The organism is Faecalicatena faecalis (assembly GCF_012524165.2).
Classification (GTDB): domain Bacteria; phylum Bacillota; class Clostridia; order Lachnospirales; family Lachnospiraceae; genus Faecalicatena_A; species Faecalicatena_A faecalis.
The window spans coordinates 95283-117591 of record NZ_JABACJ020000002.1 but is presented as its reverse complement, the minus strand read 5'-3'; the positions used below and the strand labels follow the sequence as shown (position 1 = coordinate 117591).

19 protein-coding genes are annotated in these 22309 nt (G+C 46.1%); 17 read left to right on the top strand and 2 right to left on the bottom strand.

From position 1 onward, the window contains the following. Positions 1-58 precede the first annotated feature (58 nt). From dapA to HGO97_RS03135, 14 genes are all read left to right on the top strand, one after another. Complete coding sequence (gene dapA, locus HGO97_RS03200; protein ID WP_216239360.1) at positions 59-949, top strand: 4-hydroxy-tetrahydrodipicolinate synthase; 891 nt, start codon at positions 59-61, stop codon at positions 947-949. Between the two features lie 180 nt (positions 950-1129). After that, positions 1130-1888 carry a 4-hydroxy-tetrahydrodipicolinate reductase gene (gene dapB / locus HGO97_RS03195; protein ID WP_216239358.1) on the top strand — a complete coding sequence of 253 codons (759 nt, stop codon included), beginning with the start codon at positions 1130-1132 and terminating at the stop codon, positions 1886-1888. Positions 1889-1970: 82 nt separating this feature from the next. Then, on the top strand, positions 1971-3923 hold the full coding sequence (locus tag HGO97_RS03190; protein ID WP_216239356.1) for a fructose-1,6-bisphosphatase: 1953 nt from the start codon (positions 1971-1973) through the stop codon (positions 3921-3923). A gap of 107 nt (positions 3924-4030) precedes the next feature. Continuing rightward, complete coding sequence (locus tag HGO97_RS03185; RefSeq protein ID WP_216239354.1) at positions 4031-4897, top strand: sigma-70 family RNA polymerase sigma factor; 867 nt, start codon at positions 4031-4033, stop codon at positions 4895-4897. 158 nt (positions 4898-5055) lie between these two features. Further along, positions 5056-5460, top strand: coding sequence for a hypothetical protein (locus HGO97_RS03180; protein WP_216239352.1), 405 nt, complete (start codon positions 5056-5058; stop codon positions 5458-5460). A 251-nt stretch (positions 5461-5711) separates the two neighbouring features. Then, positions 5712-7523, top strand: coding sequence for an indolepyruvate ferredoxin oxidoreductase subunit alpha (gene iorA, locus HGO97_RS03175; RefSeq protein ID WP_216239836.1), 1812 nt, complete (start codon positions 5712-5714; stop codon positions 7521-7523). After that, on the top strand, positions 7516-8109 hold the full coding sequence (locus HGO97_RS03170; protein WP_216239351.1) for an indolepyruvate oxidoreductase subunit beta: 594 nt from the start codon (positions 7516-7518) through the stop codon (positions 8107-8109). The genes iorA and HGO97_RS03170 overlap by 8 nt, the downstream gene beginning before the upstream one ends. Before the next feature lie 54 nt (positions 8110-8163). Then, positions 8164-9396, top strand: coding sequence for a phenylacetate--CoA ligase family protein (locus HGO97_RS03165; protein ID WP_216239350.1), 1233 nt, complete (start codon positions 8164-8166; stop codon positions 9394-9396). Positions 9397-9468: 72 nt separating this feature from the next. Continuing rightward, complete coding sequence (hisA, locus tag HGO97_RS03160) at positions 9469-10236, top strand: phosphoribosylformimino-5-aminoimidazole carboxamide ribotide isomerase (RefSeq protein WP_216239349.1); 768 nt, start codon at positions 9469-9471, stop codon at positions 10234-10236. 107 nt (positions 10237-10343) lie between these two features. Beyond that, the gene (gene secA / locus HGO97_RS03155; RefSeq protein WP_216239348.1) at positions 10344-12917 is read left to right on the top strand and encodes a preprotein translocase subunit SecA; all 2574 of its coding nucleotides are present in this window, start codon (positions 10344-10346) and stop codon (positions 12915-12917) included. Positions 12918-13050: 133 nt separating this feature from the next. Further along, positions 13051-14152 (top strand): peptide chain release factor 2 gene (gene prfB, locus HGO97_RS03150; RefSeq protein WP_408610836.1). Its coding sequence is split into 2 segments (ribosomal slippage): positions 13051-13113 and positions 13115-14152, totalling 1101 coding nucleotides; the frame shifts between segments, so codons are not numbered across the junction. A gap of 59 nt (positions 14153-14211) precedes the next feature. After that, the gene (locus HGO97_RS03145; protein WP_216239344.1) at positions 14212-15429 is read left to right on the top strand and encodes a homoserine dehydrogenase; all 1218 of its coding nucleotides are present in this window, start codon (positions 14212-14214) and stop codon (positions 15427-15429) included. 103 nt (positions 15430-15532) lie between these two features. Continuing rightward, entirely contained in the window at positions 15533-16750 is a 1218-nt protein-coding gene (locus tag HGO97_RS03140) for a cofactor-independent phosphoglycerate mutase (RefSeq protein WP_216239342.1), read from the top strand. Beyond that, the gene (locus tag HGO97_RS03135) at positions 16744-17952 is read left to right on the top strand and encodes an aspartate kinase (RefSeq protein WP_216239341.1); all 1209 of its coding nucleotides are present in this window, start codon (positions 16744-16746) and stop codon (positions 17950-17952) included. Before HGO97_RS03140 ends, HGO97_RS03135 begins: the two co-directional genes overlap by 7 nt. Positions 17953-18122: 170 nt before the next feature. Here the strand turns inward: HGO97_RS03135 and HGO97_RS03130 are convergent, their stop codons facing one another. After that, positions 18123-18479: a helix-turn-helix transcriptional regulator gene (locus HGO97_RS03130; RefSeq protein ID WP_216239340.1), complete on the bottom strand. Its 357-nt coding sequence runs from the start codon at positions 18477-18479 to the stop codon at positions 18123-18125. Between the two features lie 186 nt (positions 18480-18665). Then, positions 18666-19115: a CYTH domain-containing protein gene (locus tag HGO97_RS03125; protein WP_216239339.1), complete on the bottom strand. Its 450-nt coding sequence runs from the start codon at positions 19113-19115 to the stop codon at positions 18666-18668. A gap of 223 nt (positions 19116-19338) precedes the next feature. Here HGO97_RS03125 and HGO97_RS03120 point away from each other — a divergent pair, with 223 nt between their 5' ends. From HGO97_RS03120 to clpP, 3 genes are all read left to right on the top strand, one after another. Beyond that, the gene (locus HGO97_RS03120; protein WP_216239338.1) at positions 19339-19890 is read left to right on the top strand and encodes a DJ-1 family glyoxalase III; all 552 of its coding nucleotides are present in this window, start codon (positions 19339-19341) and stop codon (positions 19888-19890) included. Between the two features lie 382 nt (positions 19891-20272). Continuing rightward, positions 20273-21559, top strand: a complete 1287-nt coding sequence (gene tig, locus HGO97_RS03115; RefSeq protein WP_216239337.1) for a trigger factor — start codon at positions 20273-20275, stop codon at positions 21557-21559. 148 nt (positions 21560-21707) lie between these two features. Then, on the top strand, positions 21708-22289 hold the full coding sequence (gene clpP, locus HGO97_RS03110) for an ATP-dependent Clp endopeptidase proteolytic subunit ClpP (protein WP_216239334.1): 582 nt from the start codon (positions 21708-21710) through the stop codon (positions 22287-22289). The last annotated feature ends 20 nt before the right edge of the window (positions 22290-22309 follow it).

The following is a 22309-nucleotide window of genomic DNA, read 5'->3' as shown; positions in this document are numbered from 1 at the left end:
CGTCTACAAATAATGTTAAACTTTGGAAAGATAAGTGTTTAAGATTAGGAGGATGTATATGTCAATTTTTAAAGGAGCCGGAGTAGCGATTATCACCCCATTTCATGAAGATGGGAGCATCAACTATGATAAGCTGGATGAGTTGATCGATTATCACTGCGAGAATGGTACGGACAGCATTATTATTTGTGGTACTACTGGCGAATCTTCTACATTAACAGAAGAAGAGCATATGGAATGTATTAAGTTTACAATAGAGCGCACGAAGAAACGCATCCCGGTGATCGCGGGAACTGGTTCCAATTGTACGCGCACAGCAATCGAGATGTCCAAGGACGCTGCTAATGCAGGCGCGGATGGACTGCTCCTTGTGACTCCTTACTATAATAAAGCAACACAGGCAGGTCTTGTGGCACATTACAAGGCAATTGCAGCAGACGCGAAGGCTCCGATCATTTTATATAGTGTAAAGAGCCGGACCGGCATGAATATTGAACCGGCAACTGTCGCACAGCTCGTAAGTGAGGTGGAGAACATCGTTGCGGTCAAAGAGGCTTCCGGTGATATTTCACAGGTTGCGAAGATCATGCAGATGACAGACGAGAATGTAGATCTGTATTCAGGCAATGATGATCAGATCGTGCCGCTTCTTTCTCTTGGTGGGAAGGGTGTTATTTCCGTATTATCGAATATCGCACCGCGTGAGACACATGACATCTGTGAGAAGTTCTTTGCAGGTGATTTAGAAGGCAGCCGCGCACTTCAGCTCAAAGCACTGCCGCTCATTCAGCAGTTGTTCTGTGAGGTGAACCCGATTCCAGTCAAGAAGGCTGCGAACCTGATGGGAATGCAGGTAGGAGGAGTACGTATGCCTCTTACAGAGATGACAGAAGCGAATGCAGCGAACCTTGCTAAGGCGATGGCAGATTTCGGTCTGAAGCTGGTCTGATCAAAAAGAAAAGATAGAAAATATGATTGTTAAAGGGATATCATAAGTTGAGGAAAGTCCTCAAATGTGGTATCCTTTTTCATATAAGGCGTTAAAATCCCAACAGTGGGATAAATGGTTTATATCTATGATTTTAAGGGCAGAATACGAAACAGATAAAATGAACAGGAGGAGTTTAACATGATAAAAGTATTAATGCACGGATGTAATGGAAAGATGGGACAGATGATCACCGGACTGATCAAAGAGGATGAGCGTTTAGAAATCGCAGCCGGTGTGGACGCATATACAGGGATCGCTAATGATTATCCGGTTTTTGAAAGCATCGATGCATGCGATGTGGATGTGGATGTTGTCATTGATTTTTCTAATGCCGGGGCAGTGGACGGACTTCTGGATTATTGTGCCGGAAAGGAAGTTCCGGTGGTGTTGTGTACGACAGGGCTTTCAGAGGCACAGCTTGAGAAGGTGCAGGAGGTCTCTAAAAAAGTCGCAGTCTTAAAATCAGCGAATATGTCCATGGGGATCAATCTTCTTTTGAAGCTTTTAAAGGATGCGGCCAAAGTACTAGGCCCGGCAGGGTATGATATCGAGCTTGTGGAGAAACATCACAACCAGAAGGTGGATGCTCCAAGCGGTACTGCACTTGCCTTGGCAGATTCCATGAATGATGCGCTGAATCATGAATATACTTATGTATATGACAGAAGCCAGGTGCGTAGGAAAAGAGATGCCAAAGAGATGGGCATTTCTGCAGTCCGCGCAGGTACGATCGTAGGGGAACACGAGGTGATCTTTGCTGGGATAGATGAGGTGATTGAATTCAAGCATACAGCTTATTCCAGGAGTGTATTCGGTAAGGGCGCAGTGGAGGCTGCGAAGTTCTTGGCTGGACAGCCGGCTGGGATGTATGATATGAGTGATGTGATCCAATTCTGATGATAGAAGATGCGAAATGCACAAAAAGCCATATAAGGAATGTGTTCGGGCTTATGACTACAAAAAGGGGGGAGACACAGGCATGAAAAATCTGGAAACCAGATATTTGGAAAGACTCTCGGATCTGTATCCGACGATTGCGGCGGCCTCTACGGAGATTATTAATCTGCAGGCGATTCTGAACCTGCCCAAGGGGACGGAACATTTTTTGACAGACATCCATGGAGAGTATGAAGCGTTCAACCATGTGCTAAAGAATGGTTCCGGCTCTGTGCGTAGGAAAATCGATGATGTGTTCGGGAATACGCTGAGTTCCAGGGACAAGCAGTCCTTGGCGACGCTGATTTATTATCCGAAGGATAAGATGGCGCAGGTAAAAAAGGTAGAGACCAATATGGAGGACTGGTACAAGATCAATTTGTACCGCCTGATCGAGGTGAGTAAACGGGCGGCGAGCAAGTACACCCGCTCCAAAGTGCGCAAGGCGCTTCCGAAAGATTTTGCATATGTGATAGAAGAATTAATTACAGAGAAGGCGGAATTGAATGACAAAGAGTCCTACTACAGCGAGATCATCATGACGATGATCAGGATCGGACGTGCAGAGTCCTTCATTATAGCTATTTCTGAATTGATTCAGCGGCTGGTCGTGGATCATTTACATATCGTAGGGGATATCTACGACAGAGGGCCGGGGCCGCATATCATCATGAATAAGCTGATGAGCTACCATTCTGTAGACATCCAGTGGGGGAACCATGATGTACTCTGGATGGGGGCTGCAACAGGGCAGAGAGGATGTATTGCCAATGTCATTCGAATCTGCGCCAGATATGGGAACCTGGATATTTTGGAGGATGGATATGGAATCAACCTGCTTCCATTGGCGACGTTTGCCCTGCGGACCTATGGGGATGACCCGTGTACCTGTTTCACGCTGAAGGGGGCAGAGAAGCCGAATAAGGCGGAGATGGAGATGGATCTTCGGATGCACAAAGCAATTTCCATCATTCAGTTTAAGGTAGAAGGACAGATCATCAAGAGACAGAAGGGATTCCAACTGGAAGACAGAGCACTTCTGCACCTGATAGATTACGAAAAAGGAACCATTACACTAAAAGGGAAGACGTACCAGCTTCAGGATACAAATTTCCCGACAATCGACCCGAAAGATCCATACAGGCTTACAGAGGAAGAGGAAGAAGTAATGGAGCGTCTGGAACGGGCATTTTTAGGATGCGAGATGCTTCAGGAACACATGCGTTTCCTGCTTGCCAAGGGTGGACTGTACAAGGTGTACAATAATAATTTGCTCTATCATGGGTGTGTGCCGCTTAATGAAGACGGCAGCTTAAAAGAGGTGGATCTGTTCGGCAGGAAGTTCAAGGGACGCTCCCTCTATGATGCGTTGGACCGATATTTAAGGAAAGGCTTTTTCGCATTGGATGATGAAGACCGGGAAAATGGGCGGGATATCATGTGGTATATCTGGCTGCATCCGAATTCACCTCTGTTCGGTAAGGATAAGATGGCGACTTTTGAACGATATTTTCTGGCAGAAAAAGAGACACATGTGGAGAAGAAGAATCCTTATTATTACCTGTTGGAGAAGGAAGAGGTTATTGATAACATCATGACGGAGTTCGGGCTTGATTTAGAAGGTGCCCATATTGTGAACGGACATGTACCGGTAAAGCGTAAAAATGGCGAAAGTCCCATCAAATGCAATGGAAAGGTACTGGTCATTGACGGCGGTTTTTCTAAGGCATACCAGCAGGAGACTGGAATCGCGGGCTATACACTAATCTATAATTCCTATGGACTGCTCTTGGTCGCACATGAACCCTTTGAATCAACAGAGGCAGCGATTCAGAAAGAGAGTGATATCCATTCTGACTATATGGTCGTCAAACGTGTGATGGAGCGCCGTTTGGTGGGAGATACTGATACAGGAAAAGATCTAAAGGAACAGGTAGCAGATTTAGAACAGCTTCTGGCGGCGTACAGAAGCGGTGAGATTATTGAAAAAATATAAAAGGTTTCAGCAAAAACCAGGTGTAATAGGATAACGGCGGGGACAGAAGTGATTTTGTCCCCGTTGTGCCGAAAATATATGGCAGGAAGAAAGGGATTAGAGACAGCATGAAGCAGATAGAAGAGATTTTGGAGAATGATATTTCGATTCCCGACGGTGTAGAGGTGACGGAGCCTCTGAAGATTTATTTGAAAGAGATCGCCCAGATTCCCCAACTGAGTGAGAATGAGGAGAGGGAGCTGGGAAAACGAATCGCACAGGGTGATATGGATGCCAGACAGCAGATGGAGGAAGCGAACCTGCGTCTGGTGGTATCGATTGCCGGAGAATATGTGGGAAGAGGAATGCAGTTCATGGATCTGGTCCAGGAAGGGAATATCGGTCTAATGCAGGCTGCAGCGCAGTATAATGGTAACACTACGAAGAGCTTCTCTGCGTTTGCAGTTCCCTGGATCAAAGAGGAGATGGACAGGGCGCTTGACGAGCTGTCCGAAGAAATTCGTGTTCCGGCCTATGTGGCAGAGAACATGAAAAGGGTGCAGAATACATCCAGGGAATTAAAAAAGGAACTGGGAAGGGAAGCAAAAGCATCCGAGATTGCACAAAAGCTGGGGGACAAGACAGAGGAAGAAATCGAGAGTATACTGGCCATGTTGAAGAATCCGGCTGTACAAGAAACTGATGGCTCTGCCCAGGACTCTGATGGGGATGAATTTGCAGAAGAAGAGGAAGACAGGGCATCACAGGACGCGGTTGCATCACTGATTCGAAAAGAGGAAGTGGAAGAACTTCTGAGTCATTTGAATGAAAAAGAGAAAAAAGTCATTCGAATGCGTTTCGGTTTAGAGGACGGAAAACCTCATCCGGTAGAGGAAGTTGCAGAACAGCTCGGAATTACTGCAGGAGAAATTGGTCAGATAGAGATTCAGGCCATGCAGAAGCTAAGATCTGCAGGGAACGGACGCAGCGAATAAAAGATGAATACCCAGAAGACATGTGTGATAGGATGTCTTATGGGTATTTTTTTCGGAAGCGGCACATCATTTTTTAAATGAAATTTTTTCCATACATAGAAAACTTGAAATTGTAAATATTACTAACACAAGATTAATTATGGAAAGGGAGAAAAAACATGAAAAGATTTAAAAAGTTTTTATTATTAGTGATGTGTGCAGGAGTTCTCTGCGGAGTAACTGCATGTGGTACAGACAAGAACACAAATGACGGAGTAAACAATACAACAAACGATACAGCAAATGACACCAACAAGAATGATGCCAATAAAAATGATGCAAACAAGAATAATGCAGACAAGAACGATACAAACACAAACGATGCAACAGACGGAACAGATGTCAGGGACAGAGATGGTGACGGTGTGATCGACAATGCAGTGGATGATGTCACAGACGGAATCGATAATATCACAGATGATATGACAGATAATAACCGCCCGGAAAAAGACAACCTGAATGACAGAAACACGAACGATAAGAATATCACAGAGGAAAACAAAGCAAACGATACAAACCGTTAGTTCAAAAGGCAGGCGTATGAGAGGAATCAAAAGAACCTTTCGAGCCTGCCTTTTTTCATATACTTGTGAAGAGCTGCTGGAATTTGGGAGAGACTTTAGATTGATGAATTCTAATGTGGATTTTTTGACTTTAGTGTGGTAAAATATCAAAATGATATATGTTATGATTATACCTGCCCGGGGATCAGCATGAAGCTGGTCTTTGTATGCAGAAGAAATGATAAAGCAAAGGAGTATTACATAGTATGAGTATGGAAAGAAAGCTTGTAATGGGCAATGAGGCGATTGCTCTGGGAGCCATCCGTGCGGGAGTCAGGATGGTCGCTGGATATCCGGGAACACCTTCCACGGAGATCCTGGAGACAGTCGCAAAGCATAATGACGGAAGCATCCATGTGGAGTGGTCCACGAATGAGAAAGCGGCGATGGAGGTGGGCGCTGGAGCCGCTTACGCCGGAGCCAGGACTCTGGTCACGATGAAGCAGGTGGGATTGAATGTGGCTTCCGATCCACTGATGAGTCTTGCTTATGTGGGAGTAAAGGGCGGTATGGTCATCGTGTCGGCAGATGATCCGGGACCGATTTCCTCACAGACGGAGCAGGATACCAGACATTTTGCACAGTTTTCCAAGCTGCCCGTTTTTGACCCATCCTCACCGGATGAGGCCTATCTGATGATTGCGGATGCCTTTGAGTATTCAGAAAAATACCAGACTCCGGTCCTATTCCGGCCGACGACGAGAGTCTGTCATGCCTGCGTAAGCATTGAGCTGCTTCCAAAGCTGGATGTGCCAGAGCCAGAAGGGTTCATTAAAGATACGATGCGCTGGGTCATTTTCCCAAGACTTTCTTATCAGAACCATATCAAGATAGAGGCTAGGAATGTGGAACTTTCCGAGGTCTTTTCCTCATACCCAAAGAATATCATAAGGAAAGGAAGCGGCAGAAAAGGGGTCGTATCCGGCGGCGTGAGTTATGCATACACAAGTGAAGTGATTCCGGAGGAGATTCCATTTTTAAAGATCAGTACTCCGCATCCGTTCCCGGAACGCCTTGCCAAGGAATTTATCGAGGACTTAGATGAGGTGCTCGTGCTCGAAGAACTGGACCCGGTGATAGAAAAGGAGCTTTTACAGATTGCTGGAAAGTACCATTTGAATGTGAAAATATGTGGAAAACTGACCCATGATACAAGGAACGCGGGGGAGAACAGTGTGGAAAGCATCCGTGCGGACCTGAATCATTTCTTGGGACAGGACGAGGTCGGAGAATGCCAGACGACAGATACAGAGGAAAATGCAGTTCCAAAGCTTCCAATCAGGCCTCCGGTCTTATGTGCAGGATGTCCGCACAGGGCTTCTTTCTATGTAGTGAAAAAGGCGATGCGCGGGAAGAAAGCGGTCTTTAGTGGAGATATTGGATGTTATACACTAGGAAATGCGAAGCCGCTTGATATGGTGGACACTTGTCTGTGCATGGGGGCAGATGTGACAATTGCCCAAGGGTTACATATCATTGAGCCGGATGCAGTGAATTTCGCATTTATCGGAGATTCTACTTTCTTTGCTTCCGGGATTACAGGAGTTGTGAATGCGGTCTATAACCAGACGGATATTATTCTGGTCGTGCTGGATAATTCTACCACAGCTATGACAGGACACCAGCCCCATCCAGGGACAGGTGTGACGATGATGGGCGAAGTCGCAGCGAAGATCAGTATTGAGAATATTTTGCGTGGAATCGGCCTTGAATGGATCGAGACGGTGAATCCGTTAGAACTGGATCAGGCAGTGGATGCAGTGAAGAGGGCTTCAAAGGAGAAGGGCGTGCGTGCTATTATTTTTAAATCTCCTTGTATTGCGGTGTCGAGACCTGGAAAATTATACGAAGTGAAACAGGATGCATGCACAAAGTGTAGGGTCTGCATCAATCAGCTCGGCTGTCCGGCAATCACGGTCAATGCGGGCCGTGTTGTGATTGAACCTTCTTTGTGCTATGGCTGCGGCCTGTGCAGTCAGGTGTGTCCGTCCAGTGCGATTGGGGAGGTAGAGAGCAATGAATAAGAGTTGTTTACTATGCGGTGTTGGAGGCCAGGGGGTCGTCCTTGCAAGTAAGTTGATTGCATTTGCTGCCATGGAGCAGAGAAAATTCGTGCGCACTACAGAGACTATTGGAATGGCCCAGAGGGGTGGTTCGGTTGTGAGTCATGTGCGGATGGGGGAGGAAGTCCATTCCCCGCTGATCCCGATGAAGAGTGCGGATCTTCTGCTGGCCTTTGAGCCCGCTGAGGCGGTGAGATGTCTGCCTTATCTGAAAGAGAACGGCACTGTAATTGTCAGCAGCAAGGCAGTGAAGCCAGTCACCGATACCTTGAGCGGCAGCAGCTACGAGGGCGTGGAGATGCTAAAGTATTTGAAGGAACATGTGAAGAACCTGGCTATTTTTGATGGAGAAGAGATCTGCCGTCAGGCGGGGTCAGCAAAGGTCTTGAATGTGGCTCTTTTAGGGGCGGCAGCGGCAAGCGGTGTGCTGGGCATTTCTATAGAAGAGATGGAGCAGGCAGTCAGCAGCAATGTGAAGGAGAAGTTCCTGGAATTGAACAAAAAAGCCCTGGAGCTTGGAAAAGAAGCGTTTGAACAGGCAAAGTAAAGCCAATAGGGACGCAAAAAGAATAAAGGAATCGGGCATAAGGAGAAGCATAAAATGAGAATGACAGAATTGCAGCTGGAATTGATTAAGGAAAACTTGAAGCAGCTGACAGCGAAGGATTGTTTTTATAAAGAAAAGTTCAAAGATATCGATATAACGAAGATTCAGACGCAGGAGGATTTTGAGACTCTTCCATTTACATGGAAAGGAGATCTGCGTGAGGCATATCCCCTCGGATTACAGGCGGTCCCTGACGAGGAAATTGTCAGAATCCATTCCTCCTCCGGGACTACGGGAACACCGGTCATTATTCCTTATACAAAGAAGGATATAGAGGATTGGGCGAAGATGTTCGCACGCTGCTATGAGATGGCAGGGATTACCGCACTGGACAGAATCCAGATCACACCGGGATATGGTTTGTGGACAGCGGGAATCGGATTCCAGGCAGGTGCAGAGTATTTAGGAGCCATGACGGTTCCTATGGGCCCGGGCAACACAGACAAACAACTCCGAATGATGCAGGATATGAAATCCACGGTTCTTTGTGCGACATCCTCCTATGCACTGCTCCTTGCTGAGGAGATCGCGAAAAGAGGGCTGACGGAAAAGATTCATTTAAAGAAAGGTGTCATTGGCTCCGAGCGATGGGGCGATAAGATGAGAAAACGTATCGCAGCAGAGCTGGGCGTACAGTTGTATGATATTTACGGCCTGACAGAAGTCTATGGACCTGGAATCGCTATGAGCTGTGATTATGAATGCGGAATGCATTACTGGGATGATTACCTGTACTTTGAGATCGTAGATCCGAAGACCGGAAAGAATGTGCCGGACGGGGAAATCGGAGAGCTGGCAATCACAACACTCCGCAAGCAGGGAGCACCACTTGTACGTTATCGTACCCATGACCTGACTCGTTTCATTCCGGGAGAATGTAAATGTGGTTCCAAATTCCCAAGAATCGACACACTGATCGGAAGGACGGACGATATGGTAAAGGTGAAGGGCGTGAATATTTTCCCAAGTCAGATTGAAGAGATGCTGCATGACGTGCCGGAGGCATCCAGTGAATATCAGTTTATGTTAGATCACATGAATGGAAAAGATGTTTGTACCCTCTTTGTAGAAATTAATAAAAATGTAGATAAAAAGCAGGCGGAGGAATCAGTCAAGAAAGCATTCAAGACGAAGATCGGTATTACCGTCAATGTGAAACCGGTATCCATAGGAGACCTGCCGAGGAGCGAGAAGAAGTCGACCAGAATTTTTGATAACAGATATTGATACAAAGGGGTCAGACCCCTATGGAAAAGGGTCTGACCCCTTTGTTATTCGAAAGCGGACGAAAGGAATAATATGAAATTCAGACCATGTATTGATATTCATAATGGGAAGGTAAAACAGATTGTCGGAGGAAGTTTAAAAGACCAGGGCGATCAGGCAGTGACGAATTTTTCAACAGAGCTGGATGCTGCCTGGTATGCCAGCCAGTATCGGAAAGACGGGCTGAAGGGCGGGCACATCATCCTGCTGAATCCAGTCACATCCGAATTTTATGAGGCCACAAAGAGACAGGCCATTGGAGCCTTGAAGGCGTATCCGAAGGGCATGCAGATCGGCGGTGGAATCACTGCTGAGAATGCGGCCGAGTATCTGGATGCCGGGGCGAGCCATGTAATCGTAACGTCCTATGTGTTCCAGAATGGAAAATTCCACAAGGAGAATCTGGCTAAGCTTGTCTCAGCGGTGGGAAGAGAACATATTGTGCTGGATTTGAGTTGCCGGAAAAAGAATGCTTCCTATTATATAGTGACAGACCGCTGGCAGACCTTTACAGATGTGCGTTTGACACCTGAGGTCTTAGATCAGCTTTCTGGGTATTGTGATGAGTTTCTGGTCCACGGAGTGGATGTGGAAGGAAAAGCATCAGGAGTGGAATTGGAGCTCGTGCGGATGCTCGGAGAGTGGAACCGGATTCCCATTACCTACGCAGGAGGGATCGGGAGCATGGAGGACCTGGAGGAATTTAGTGAGCTGTGTCAGGGAAAGCTGGACTTTACAATCGGGAGCGCACTGGATCTGTTCGGCGGGAAAATCCCCTACGAAAATATTGCTAGACTGTAACCAGACTGTAAACAATGCAACTATCCCCATTAATTTGTTGAATTCACTGCAAGATAGTGTTAGAATGAAGCTTAGAGTAAATTTAGACAAGGAGTAAATTACGGAATATGAGTTTGATAGAGAAGATTTTCGGAACACACAGCGAAAATGAATTAAAGCGCATTTACCCGATCGTGGACCGGATAGAGTCGTTAGAGCCGGAACTTGAGGCATTGTCCGATGCTGAATTAAGAGATAAGACCAGAGAGTTCAAGAAGCGCCTTGAGGATGGCGAGACAACAGACGATATCCTGCCTGAGGCATATGCTGTTGTAAGAGAGGCGGCAAAGAGAAGCCTGGGGATGTGCCACTACCGCGTACAGTTGATCGGTGGCATCATCCTGCACCAGGGACGTATCTCTGAGATGAAGACCGGTGAAGGTAAGACTTTGGTTTCTACACTTCCTGCATATCTGAATGCCCTGGAAGGCAAGGGCGTGCATATCGTAACAGTCAATGATTATCTGGCAAAGCGTGATGCTGAATGGATGGGCAAGGTCCATGAATTTCTGGGACTGACCGTCGGCGTGGTCTTAAATTCCATGGACAACGACGAGCGTCGTGCAGCATATAACTGTGACATCACATATGTAACGAACAACGAACTTGGTTTCGACTACCTGCGTGATAACATGGTCATCTACAAAGAGCAGCTTGTTCAGCGCGGATTGCACTTTGCAATCATCGATGAGGTCGACTCTGTCCTGATCGACGAGGCAAGAACCCCATTGATCATTTCTGGCCAGAGCAACAAGTCCACTAAGCTGTATGAGGCATGTGATATTCTGGCACGCCAGTTGGAACGCGGTGAGGCGAGCGGAGAGTTTTCCAAGATGAACGCCATCATGGGAGAGGACATCGAAGAGACAGGCGACTTTATTGTCAATGAGAAGGAAAAGGCAGTCAACCTGACAGAGGACGGTGTGAAGAAGGTAGAGCAGTTCTTTCATATTGAGAACCTGGCTGACCCGGACAACCTGGAGATCCAGCACAATATCATTCTGGCTCTGCGTGCACATAACCTGATGTTCCGCGACCAGGATTATGTGGTGACACCGGAAGGCGAGGTCGTGATCGTTGATGAGTTTACCGGACGTATCATGCCGGGACGCCGTTATTCAGACGGTCTGCATCAGGCAATCGAGGCGAAGGAGCATGTGAAGGTCAGAAGAGAGAGCAAGACGCTTGCGACTATTACTTTCCAGAACCTGTTCAATAAGTATGATAAGAAGAGCGGTATGACAGGTACGGCCCTGACAGAGGAGAAGGAGTTCCGTGATATCTATGGAATGGATGTCATCGAGATTCCGACTAACGAGCCTGTTCAGAGAAAAGACCTGGAGGATGCCGTTTACAGTACACAGAAGGAAAAGTTCAAAGCAGTTGTTGAGGAAGTAAAACGGGCACACGCAACCGGACAGCCGGTACTGGTCGGTACGATTACTATCGAGATTTCAGAGCTCTTAAGCAAGATGCTGAAGAAAGAAGGCATCCAGCATAAGGTCCTGAATGCGAAGTACCATGAATTAGAGGCCGAGATCGTTGCAGATGCCGGTGTGCATGGTGCAGTTACCATTGCGACCAATATGGCCGGACGTGGTACCGATATTAAACTGGACGACGAGGCGAGAGCTGCTGGAGGATTGAAGATCATCGGTACAGAGCGTCATGAGTCCAGACGTATCGATAACCAGCTGCGTGGACGTTCTGGACGTCAGGGAGACCCGGGTGAATCCCGTTTCTACATTTCCCTGGAGGACGATCTGATGCGTCTGTTCGGTTCCGAGAAGCTGATGAGCGTGTTCAGCACACTTGGAGTGGAAGAGGGAGAGCAGATCGAGCATAAGATGCTTTCCAGTGCGATTGAAAAGGCACAGAAGAAGATCGAGAACAACAACTTTGGTATCCGTAAGAACCTGCTGGAATACGACCAGGTCATGAACGAGCAGCGTGAGATCATTTACAGTGAGAGACGCCGCGTGCTGGACGGAGAGAGTATGCGCGATACCATTTACAATATGATCACAGAATATGTGGAGAATACTGTGGATCGCTATGTTTCTCCTGATGTTGACCAGGAAGAGTGGGACTTAAAAGAGCTTGAAGTCGCATTGCATGATGTGATCCCGCAGCTTCCTCTTCCTTCTATTAAAGAGGCGCAGGATATGCAGCAGAAGGAGTTAAAGCACCTTCTGAAAGAGAGAGCTGTCAAGGCATATGAAGCAAAAGAGGCAGAGTTCCCGGAGGCAGAGCATCTCCGTGAAATCGAGCGTGTCGTACTATTGAAGGTTATTGATGGAAGATGGATGGACCACATCGACGATATGGACCAGCTCCGTCAGGGAATTGGTCTGCAGGCTTATGGACAGAGAGACCCACTGGTTGAATACAAGATGATGGGCTATGACATGTTCGGTGAGATGACAAATGCAATCGCAGAGACTACCATCCGTACTCTGTTCCACATCCGTGTAGAGCAGAAGGTAGAGAGAGAGCAGGTTGCCAAGGCAACAGGCACAAATAAGGATGAGAGCGCTGCCCGTGCGCCGAAGAAGAGAGAAGAGAAGAAGATCTATCCGAATGATCCATGTCCATGCGGAAGCGGCAAGAAGTACAAACAGTGCTGTGGACGTAACAAATAAGAATACCTGGATAAGCAGGAAATTATATACGAAGTTGAATATGAGAATCTGTATTTACAGATTCTCATTTATATAAGAAAGCAGGGAAGCGGATTTTTAAATATTCGCTTTCTATCAGAAAGAGGTGAATAAGGTGGTTTTGTTAGACGAACTGAGAACAAGACTGAGTGCATATGAAGAACCGCTGAAAGATCTGAGGGATTCACTTTGACTTAGCGTCAAAGAAGGAACGGATCGAGGAGCTGGAGCGGAAGATCGAAGAGCCGGGATTCTGGGATAATCCTGAAAAATCCAGCCATACAATGAAGCATTTAAAGGGGTTACAGGAATCAGTCAAGCAGATCGAGAAGCTGTATACAGATTATGAGGACTTAGGGCTTCTGATCGAGATGAGTGAGGAAGATGTAGATAATGAGACTGTCAAGGGAATTGAGGAAGAGCTGAATCAGTTTGAAGAGGAATTCGAAGAACTGCGTATTCAGACCCTTCTGACCGGAGAATATGACAGCAGTAATGCAATCGTGACCCTTCATGCCGGAGCCGGCGGAACCGAGTCCTGTGACTGGGCAGGTATGCTGTACCGGATGTACAGCAGATGGGCCGAGAAGAAAGGATTTTCGCTGGAGGTCCTGGACTATCTGGATGGAGACGTGGCAGGAATCAAGGGTGTGACCTTTGAGGTGGAGGGGGAGAATGCCTACGGGTATCTCCGCTCTGAAAAGGGTGTGCACCGACTGGTACGTATTTCTCCATTCAATGCCGCAGGAAAACGACAGACCTCATTTGCATCCTGCGATGTGATTCCAGACATTGAAGATGAGATTGATATCGAGATCAATGAAGAAGATCTCAGGATCGATACTTACCGTTCAGGCGGTGCGGGCGGTCAGCATGTCAATAAGACTTCTTCTGCGGTCAGAATCACGCATCTGCCGACTGGAATCGTGGTGCAGTGTCAGAATGAGCGGTCCCAGCATATGAACAAGGACAAGGCGATGCAGATGTTAAAGGCAAAGCTGTATCTTTTGAAAGAGCAGGAGCAGGCCGAGAAGGTGTCTGACATCCGCGGAGAGATGAAAGAAATTGGCTTTGGAAGTCAGATTCGCTCTTATGTCATGCAGCCGTATACATTGGTGAAAGACCACCGTACGAATACAGAAATCAGCAATGTGAATGCGGTGATGGATGGAAATATTGACCCATTTATCAATGCATACCTCAGTGCGAAGCGGTAAAAAGTGCGGATAAAGATTTGAAAAAGATGATAAAGAAGGAAAGGGAGAAGGAGGAAAACATGGTTAATATAGCAGTAATGGGATACGGTACAGTTGGTTCAGGGGTCGTAGAGGTCATTAATACGAACGGTGCCAGAATCAACCAGAGAATCGGGGATGAGCTGAATATCAAATATGTATTGGATTTGAGAGAGTTCCCGGGAGACCCCATCCAGGAAAAGCTGGTACATGATTTTGATACGATCGTGAATGACCCGGAGGTCAAGATCGTAGTAGAAGTCATGGGAGGAATTGAGCCGGCATATACATTTGTGAAGCGTTGTCTCCAGGCAGGAAAAAGCGTAGCCACATCCAACAAAGCACTCGTGGCTAAGCATGGGGCTGAACTTCTGTCAATTGCAAGAGAGAATAATATCAATTTTCTGTTCGAGGCAAGTGTAGGCGGAGGCATTCCGATCATCCGTCCGTTGAATTCTTCTATGACGGCTGATGAAATCGAGGAAATCACAGGTATCTTAAACGGTACTACAAACTATATGCTGAGTAAAATGTTCTATGAGGGAGCGGATTATGATGAGGTCCTGAAAGAGGCGCAGGCAAAAGGGTATGCTGAGCGTAATCCAGAGGCTGATGTGGAAGGGTATGATGCCTGCCGTAAGATCGCGATTCTGTCTTCCCTGATTTCCGGACAGCAGGTGGATTTTGAAGATATATATACAGAGGGTATCACAAAAATCACAAAGCAGGATATGATGTATGCAAAAGAACTTGGCATGACAATTAAGCTACTGGCCTCCAGTAAACGTGACGGAGATCATCTTCATGCGATCGTGGCACCGTATATGCTGAACAAGGATCATCCTCTTTATAATGTCAACGATGTTTTCAATGCTATTTTTGTTCATGGTAATGTTCTGGGGGATGCGATGTTCTACGGAAGCGGTGCAGGAAAGCTGCCAACTGCCAGTGCAGTTGTTGCAGATGTCGTAGATGAGGCAAAGCATCTGAACCGGAATATTATGACTATGTGGAAGAGCGACAAACTGGAGCTGCAGCCGATCGCAGATACAAGTAAGCGGTATTTTGTCAGAATTCAGGGTGACGCGGATGCCATGAAAGCACATTTGGAAAGCAAATTCGGCCCAGTCATGATCGTGAAGGCGGGAGGGCTGGAAGATGAATTTGGATTCGTCACAGAAGCGATGACCGAGGGGACTTACGAGAAGAATGCGAAAGAGTTCCCAAGTATCCTGCATATGATTCGTGTTGAGGGATAAGGAAAGATATAAAATGGAGCAGAAGATCCGCCCATGACAGAGCGGATGAGAGTATACGTGATAGACTGCACTGCGAGGCAAAAAAGAGGGTAAAAAAGACAATATGAAATATGTAATTGTATTATGTGATGGGATGGCAGATGAACCAATCCAGGAATTAGGCGGAAGGACTCCGCTTGAGGCTGCGGCAACACCGAATATGGATCGTTTCGCACAGGATTCTGAAATCGGTATGGTGAGGACTGTGCCGGAAGGGATGGCTCCGGGGAGCGATACAGCAAACCTGTCTGTGATCGGATATGATCCACAGAAGTATTATACGGGAAGATCTCCGCTGGAGGCTTTGAGCATTGGAGTGGATATGGAGCCGACAGATGTTTCATTTCGATGTAATATCGTGACTTTGACAGAGGATGAGCAGGCTTATGAGGACCGGGTCATTATCGACCATAGCTCCGATGAGATCAGTACAGAGGATGCGGCTGTTCTTGTTGAGGCTTTGAAGGATGGACTGAAAAAAGACGGGTATGAGTTCTATGTGGGAACAAGTTACCGGCATCTGCTGATCTGGAAGAATGGCGAGATACTTGAACTGACGCCGCCCCATGATATTCTGACAAGGAGGATCGGGGAGTATCTGCCGAAGGATAATGTTCTCCGTGAGATGATGGAGAAGAGCTATCAGATTCTCTCGAATCATCCATTGAATCTGGAGCGGAAAAAGAAGGGACTCAATCCTGCGAATTCTGCATGGTTCTGGGGAGCAGGAACAAGACCGATGCTGGCTTCTTTTGAAGAGAAAAACAAAAAGAAGGGTGCGATGATCTCTGCGGTGGATTTGTTAAAAGGAATTGCAGTCGGTGCCGGAATGCAGAATATATATGTGGAGGGGGCCAATGGCGGTCTTCATACGAATTATGCAGGAAAAGCACAGGCCGCTGTGGATGCACTCACAAAAGACGGATGCGATTTTGCGTATATACATATAGAAGCTCCAGATGAGATGGGGCATCAGGGAAATGTTCAGAATAAAATCAAATCAATCGAAAATATTGATTCCTATATTATAGGGCCTGTGGCTGAATCCTTAAAAAATGCGGGAGAGGATTTCCGCATGCTGGTACTGCCGGATCATCCGACGCCGATCAGCGTTCGGACACACACCGGGGAACCGGTGCCCTATATGCTTTATGACAGCAGGAAAGCAGAGAACGGGATGGAGACATATGATGAGAAGGCTGCCTCTAAGACGGGAATCCGTGTGGAAGAGGGCTATACCTTGATCGACCATCTCTTTGAGAATAGGAGGACAACATGCTGATAGTAAAAAAATTTGGAGGCAGCTCTGTGGCTGACAAGGAATGTATTTTCCGCGTGGCAGAGCGCTGCATCGAGGATTATAGAAAAGGAAATGACGTCATTGTTGTTTTGTCTGCAATGGGAGATACAACAGATGAACTGATCGACAAAGCGAAGACGATCACGCCCAATCCATCCAAGCGAGAGATGGATATGCTCCTGACGACCGGGGAACAGGTCTCTGTAGCGCTTATGGCAATGGCGATCAATTCACTGGGAGTGCCGGCGGTATCTCTCAATGCATTTCAAGTCGCTATGCATTGTACATCGACATATGGCAATGCTCGGTTCAAGAGAGTGGATGCTGAACGTATCCGCCATGAATTAGATTATAAGAAGATTGTTATCGTAACGGGATTCCAGGGAATCAATAAGTATGATGACTATGCAACGCTGGGAAGGGGTGGTTCCGATACCACAGCAGTAGCTATTGCTGCGGCACTCCATGCAGATGCCTGCGAGATCTACACCGATGTGGACGGAGTCTATACCGCAGATCCGAGAATCGTGCCGAACGCAAGAAAACTGGATGCGATCAGCTACGATGAGATGCTGGAGCTGGCATCACTGGGGGCCAGAGTCCTGCACAACCGCTCTGTAGAGATGGCAAAAAAATATGGAGTACAGCTAGTGGTACGTTCCAGTCTGAATCGAGAAGAAGGGACGGTAGTCAAGGAGGTAGTAAAATTGGAAAAAATGTTAATCAGCGGAGTCGCTTCCGATAAAAATACATCACGTATTTCTGTGATCGGTGTGGATGATAAACCGGGTGTAGCGTTCAAGATTTTCAATACATTGGCAAAGAAAGGAATCAATGTGGATATCATTCTTCAGTCCGTAGGACGTGAAGGAACAAAGGATATCTCCTTTACAGTTGCACAGGATGACTTAAAGTATACTTTGGAAGTTCTGGAAGAGAATAAAGAGGCACTGACGATCAAGGAAATCAATCATAAAGATACGGTAGCTAAGATTTCTATCGTAGGAGCAGGAATGATGAGCAATCCAGGTGTCGCTGCTAAGATGTTCGAGGCATTGTTCAATGCAGGCGTGAACATCAATATGATCGCAACATCAGAGGTTCGTATCACTGTGCTGATCGATGAGAAGGATGTGGAGAGAGCGATGATCGCGGTACATGATGGGTTTGGGCTGGCAGATTAGCCTCAAGCAGGGAAACAGCAGAACAGATTTAGAATATCCGTTCTGAATCAAGACATAGAATTGATACTGAAAGTCTTTTTAATAATATAAAAAAGGTTGCTGAAAATAGATTCTAAACTACTTTTCAGTAACCTTTTGCTTTTTATGAGATAGAAAAACCGGAATCTTTATTATTGGACCGAGTTCAGAACCTTATCTACAAGGCGCCTGTCATCATCCGGCAGTGAACGATACTTGAGAATCATTTCAATCTCTGATTCTGACAGATGAAGCGTCTTTGAAGAATCGTCCTGGATCGCAGCGATATAAGGTCCACTCTGTTCTCTGATGACATCCTCATATGGAGATATATTCTGGAGAACCAGTTGATCTAATGTGAGATCGAACTTCTGTGCAAACTGGATAATGAAGTTCAAATCAGGTTCGCGTTTATAGTTCTCATAATTGGAATATGCCTGTCTGGAAATATTCAGCTTTTTGGCAAGGACTTCTTGTGTATAGCCAAACTTGTTTCTGATTGTCTTCATATTCTTGATAAGCTGTATATTCGCCAAAGTCATACCTCCATTACAGGGAAATTAAAAACCGTGTGTAGATTATATAACGTTTCCCGGTAAATGGATATTCTATGCCTCACAACGAAGAATATATAAATAATGACACGAAATGAAGCAAAAGTGAAAGTCGACTATTGGAGTGACCACATCGAATGTCTACTTTTTACTTAAAGTACTGTTATGGTATTGGCTGGAAAAGGTGACATCCTCTTTGAACCAGGCCGGAGGTTCGAAAGCATTTGCAGCCGCTTCATCTGGAAATTCAACTTCCGCCAGAAGCAGAGGTGCCAAATCGCCACCAAAGATATCCAGTTCAATGGTGAGTCCGTCCTGGAGGGGAATCATATACCTATCCTTCACAATCAGCCGCCCATCCGTCTTAGCCTTCAAATGTTCGTAAGCTTCTTTAGTAAGTGGAAGATTATACTCCTCACGGACCATGTGCCCCTTTGATTTATAAGTCAGAAAATAGTCATCGTTATCTCGGCGTATTCGAACTACAGGTTCCGTACAAAGATAGCCCTGCTCAATATGACGGCAGGGATACCTGTCCAGATCTTTAGGTAGATTTTGTTTGTCTATAAGATATTTACGTTCGATTTCCATAAAAAATCCTTTCCTGAATCCATAATTTCAAGTCTTAAAACTGTCAAAGAATCCTTGTTTCATCATTATCATACTCCTCCCTAAACGAAAAGTAAACGGGTAAAAACGGACGGCCTACTCCCACGAATTTCTCGGCGCCATTGATTTTTAGCATTAGATTTGTTACACTGTGAACAGATAAAGCCGTGTCGTTTTTTTGATGGAAAGAAGGAGGAATTGAATCATGAAAAAAGCATGTGTTTTTTTAGCAGCGGGATTTGAAGAGGTGGAAGGTCTGATGATCGTCGACCTGCTGAGACGGGCAGGCGTAGAGACATATATGGTATCTGTGAGTGGAGACAGAAAAGTGGTGGGAAGCCATAAGATCGCGGTGGATGCGGACTGTCTGTTTGAGGAGATGGATTATGCTGATATTGATCTGCTCATGCTTCCGGGAGGACTGCCGGGAACGGATAATCTGATGGCACACCAGGGATTGGAGAAACTCCTTAGGGAATTCTATGCACAGGGCAGATATCTTGCAGCAATCTGTGCGGCCCCAAGTGTCTTCGGCAAATTTGGTTTTCTGGAAGGGCGCAGGGCTTGTTCCCACCCGTGCAGAGAGGATGCACTGACTGGGGCAGAGGTCGTGAAGGAGCCGGTCGTGATGGACGGGCACATCATTACAGGACGTGGATTAGGGGCAGCCATCCCATTAGGGCTGAAGCTGATTTCTTTACTGATCGATGATAAGACAGCAGAGGATGTAAAGAACGCAATCGTATATCAAGGCTAGAGCAGGGAAAGAAAGGCTGCGTATATGAGGAAATAAGAGTTTAGACGGAAAAGATGTGTATGAAACGGACCAAAATCAAAGGCAGGTTCGAAATACAGCGGTGCAGACGAAAACTATGATGACATAGTAGTCTGCACCGTTTTTTAAGTGAAAACGGCGAAAAAATCAGTTTCATAGATAAAAAACGATGTAAATGAGATGAAAACGGCATAAAAAATGAAAAATAGCCCTGAAAAAGCCTAAGAACCGGGAAAAAGTACTGGAAATTTGCAAACCTATGTGCTATACTATTTCAATGACTGCGAAGGTATATTTTCAGGAAGTGATTTCTGGAAGATACAGATCAGCGTTTGAATGGTACGAATCAAGGAGGAAAATAAAAATGAGTTTACAGGTAGAAAAATTAGAACATAACATGGCCAAACTTACAATTGAAGTTCCGGCAGAAGATGTGGAGAAAGCACTCCAGGCAGCATACTTAAAACAGCGCAAGCAGATTAACATGCCTGGTTTCCGTAAAGGAAAAGTTCCGAGACAGATGATTGAAAAAATGTACGGACCTGAAGTGTTCTATGATGAAGCAGCCAACAAGATGATTCCGGAAGCTTACTCAAAGGCATATGATGAGTGTGAGCTGGAACTGGTTTCCCAGCCGCAGATTGATGTCGTTCAGTTAGAGAAGGACAAATCTTTCATTTTCACAGCAGAAGTAGCAGTGAAACCGGAAGTGACTCTTGGCGAATATAAAGGACTGTCTGTAGATAAGGTTTCTACAAGAGTGACAGCAAAAGAAGTGGATGAAGAGATCGAGAAAGAGCGCGAGCGCAATGCAAGAACAGTTGATGTGACAGACCGTGCAGTTCAGGATAAGGATCAGGTAACACTGGACTTTGAAGGATTCGTAGACGGAGAAGCATTCGAAGGCGGAAAAGGAGAAGACTATCCGCTGACCATCGGTTCAGGAGCATTCATCCCGGGATTCGAGGAGCAGTTGATCGGAGCTGAGATCGACAAGGAATTAGAAGTAAAGGTGACATTCCCAGAGGAATATCAGGCAAAAGAACTGGCTGGAAAAGAGGCAGTTTTCAAATGCACAGTACATTCTATCAAGGCAAAAGAGCTGCCTGAATTAGATGATGAATTTGCTTCTGAAGTATCTGAGTGTGAGACACTGGATGACTACAAAGCAGAAGTGAAGAAGAACATCAAAGAGCGCAAAGAGCGTGAAGGAAAAGAAAAGAAAGAGAACCAGGCTGTAGATAAAGCAATCGAGAATTCCACAATGGATATCCCAGAAGCAATGATCGATATGCAGGTAAGACAGATGGCAGATGATTTTGCACGCCGTATCCAGCAGCAGGGACTTTCTGTAGAGCAGTATTTCCAGTTCACAGGAATGACAGAAGAGAAGATGATGGAAGAATTAAAGCCACAGGCTGAGAAGCGCATCAAGACAAGACTGGTACTGGAAGCAGTTGTAAAGGCTGAGAATATTGAAGTATCAGATGAGCGTCTGGATGAAGAGCTGCAGAAGATGGCAGAAGCTTACCAGATGGAAGTAGATAAACTGAAAGAATTCATGGGCGAGAATGAGAAGAAGCAGATGAAGGAAGACATCGCAGTTCAGGAAGCAGTTACTCTGATCGCTGATGCAGCAGTAGAGGAATAAGATCAACTATTGCTTTAGATGAGGGTTTTGCAGGAAGTGAATTGAGGGAGGCTGCCCGGTGAGACTGTCATTTTGTATGACAGGCTGGATTCAACAAAGTCAAAATTACCGAGTGTGAATTGAAATAACATAATCAGGAGGGACATCGATGAGTTTAGTACCTTACGTCATTGAACAGACGAGCCGTGGAGAACGCTCCTACGACATTTATTCAAGATTATTAAAAGAAAGAATTATTTTCCTGGGAGAAGAAGTGAATGATGTATCAGCAAGCGTGATCATCGCACAGCTTCTTTTCCTGGAAGCGGATGATCCTGATAAGGACATTCAGTTATATATCAACAGCCCGGGCGGTTCCGTAACTGCAGGGATGGGAATCTATGATACCATGCAGTATATCAAATGTGACGTGTCTACCGTATGTGTCGGTATGGCTGCAAGCATGGGCGCATTCCTTCTTTCAGGCGGAGCAAAGGGCAAGCGTTTTGCACTTCCGAATGCAGAAATCATGATTCACCAGCCGTCAGGCGGTGCACAGGGTCAGGCGACAGAAATTAAGATCGTGGCAGAACACATCTTAAAGACACGCCAGAAGTTGAACGAGATCCTGGCAGCCAATACTGGACAGCCGCTGGAAGTGATCCAGGCAGATACAGAGCGTGATAACTTTATGTCAGCCCAGGAAGCTAAGGAATATGGATTAATTGATGAAATACTTGCCAGACACTAATGGCAATATGAGGTGAAAAG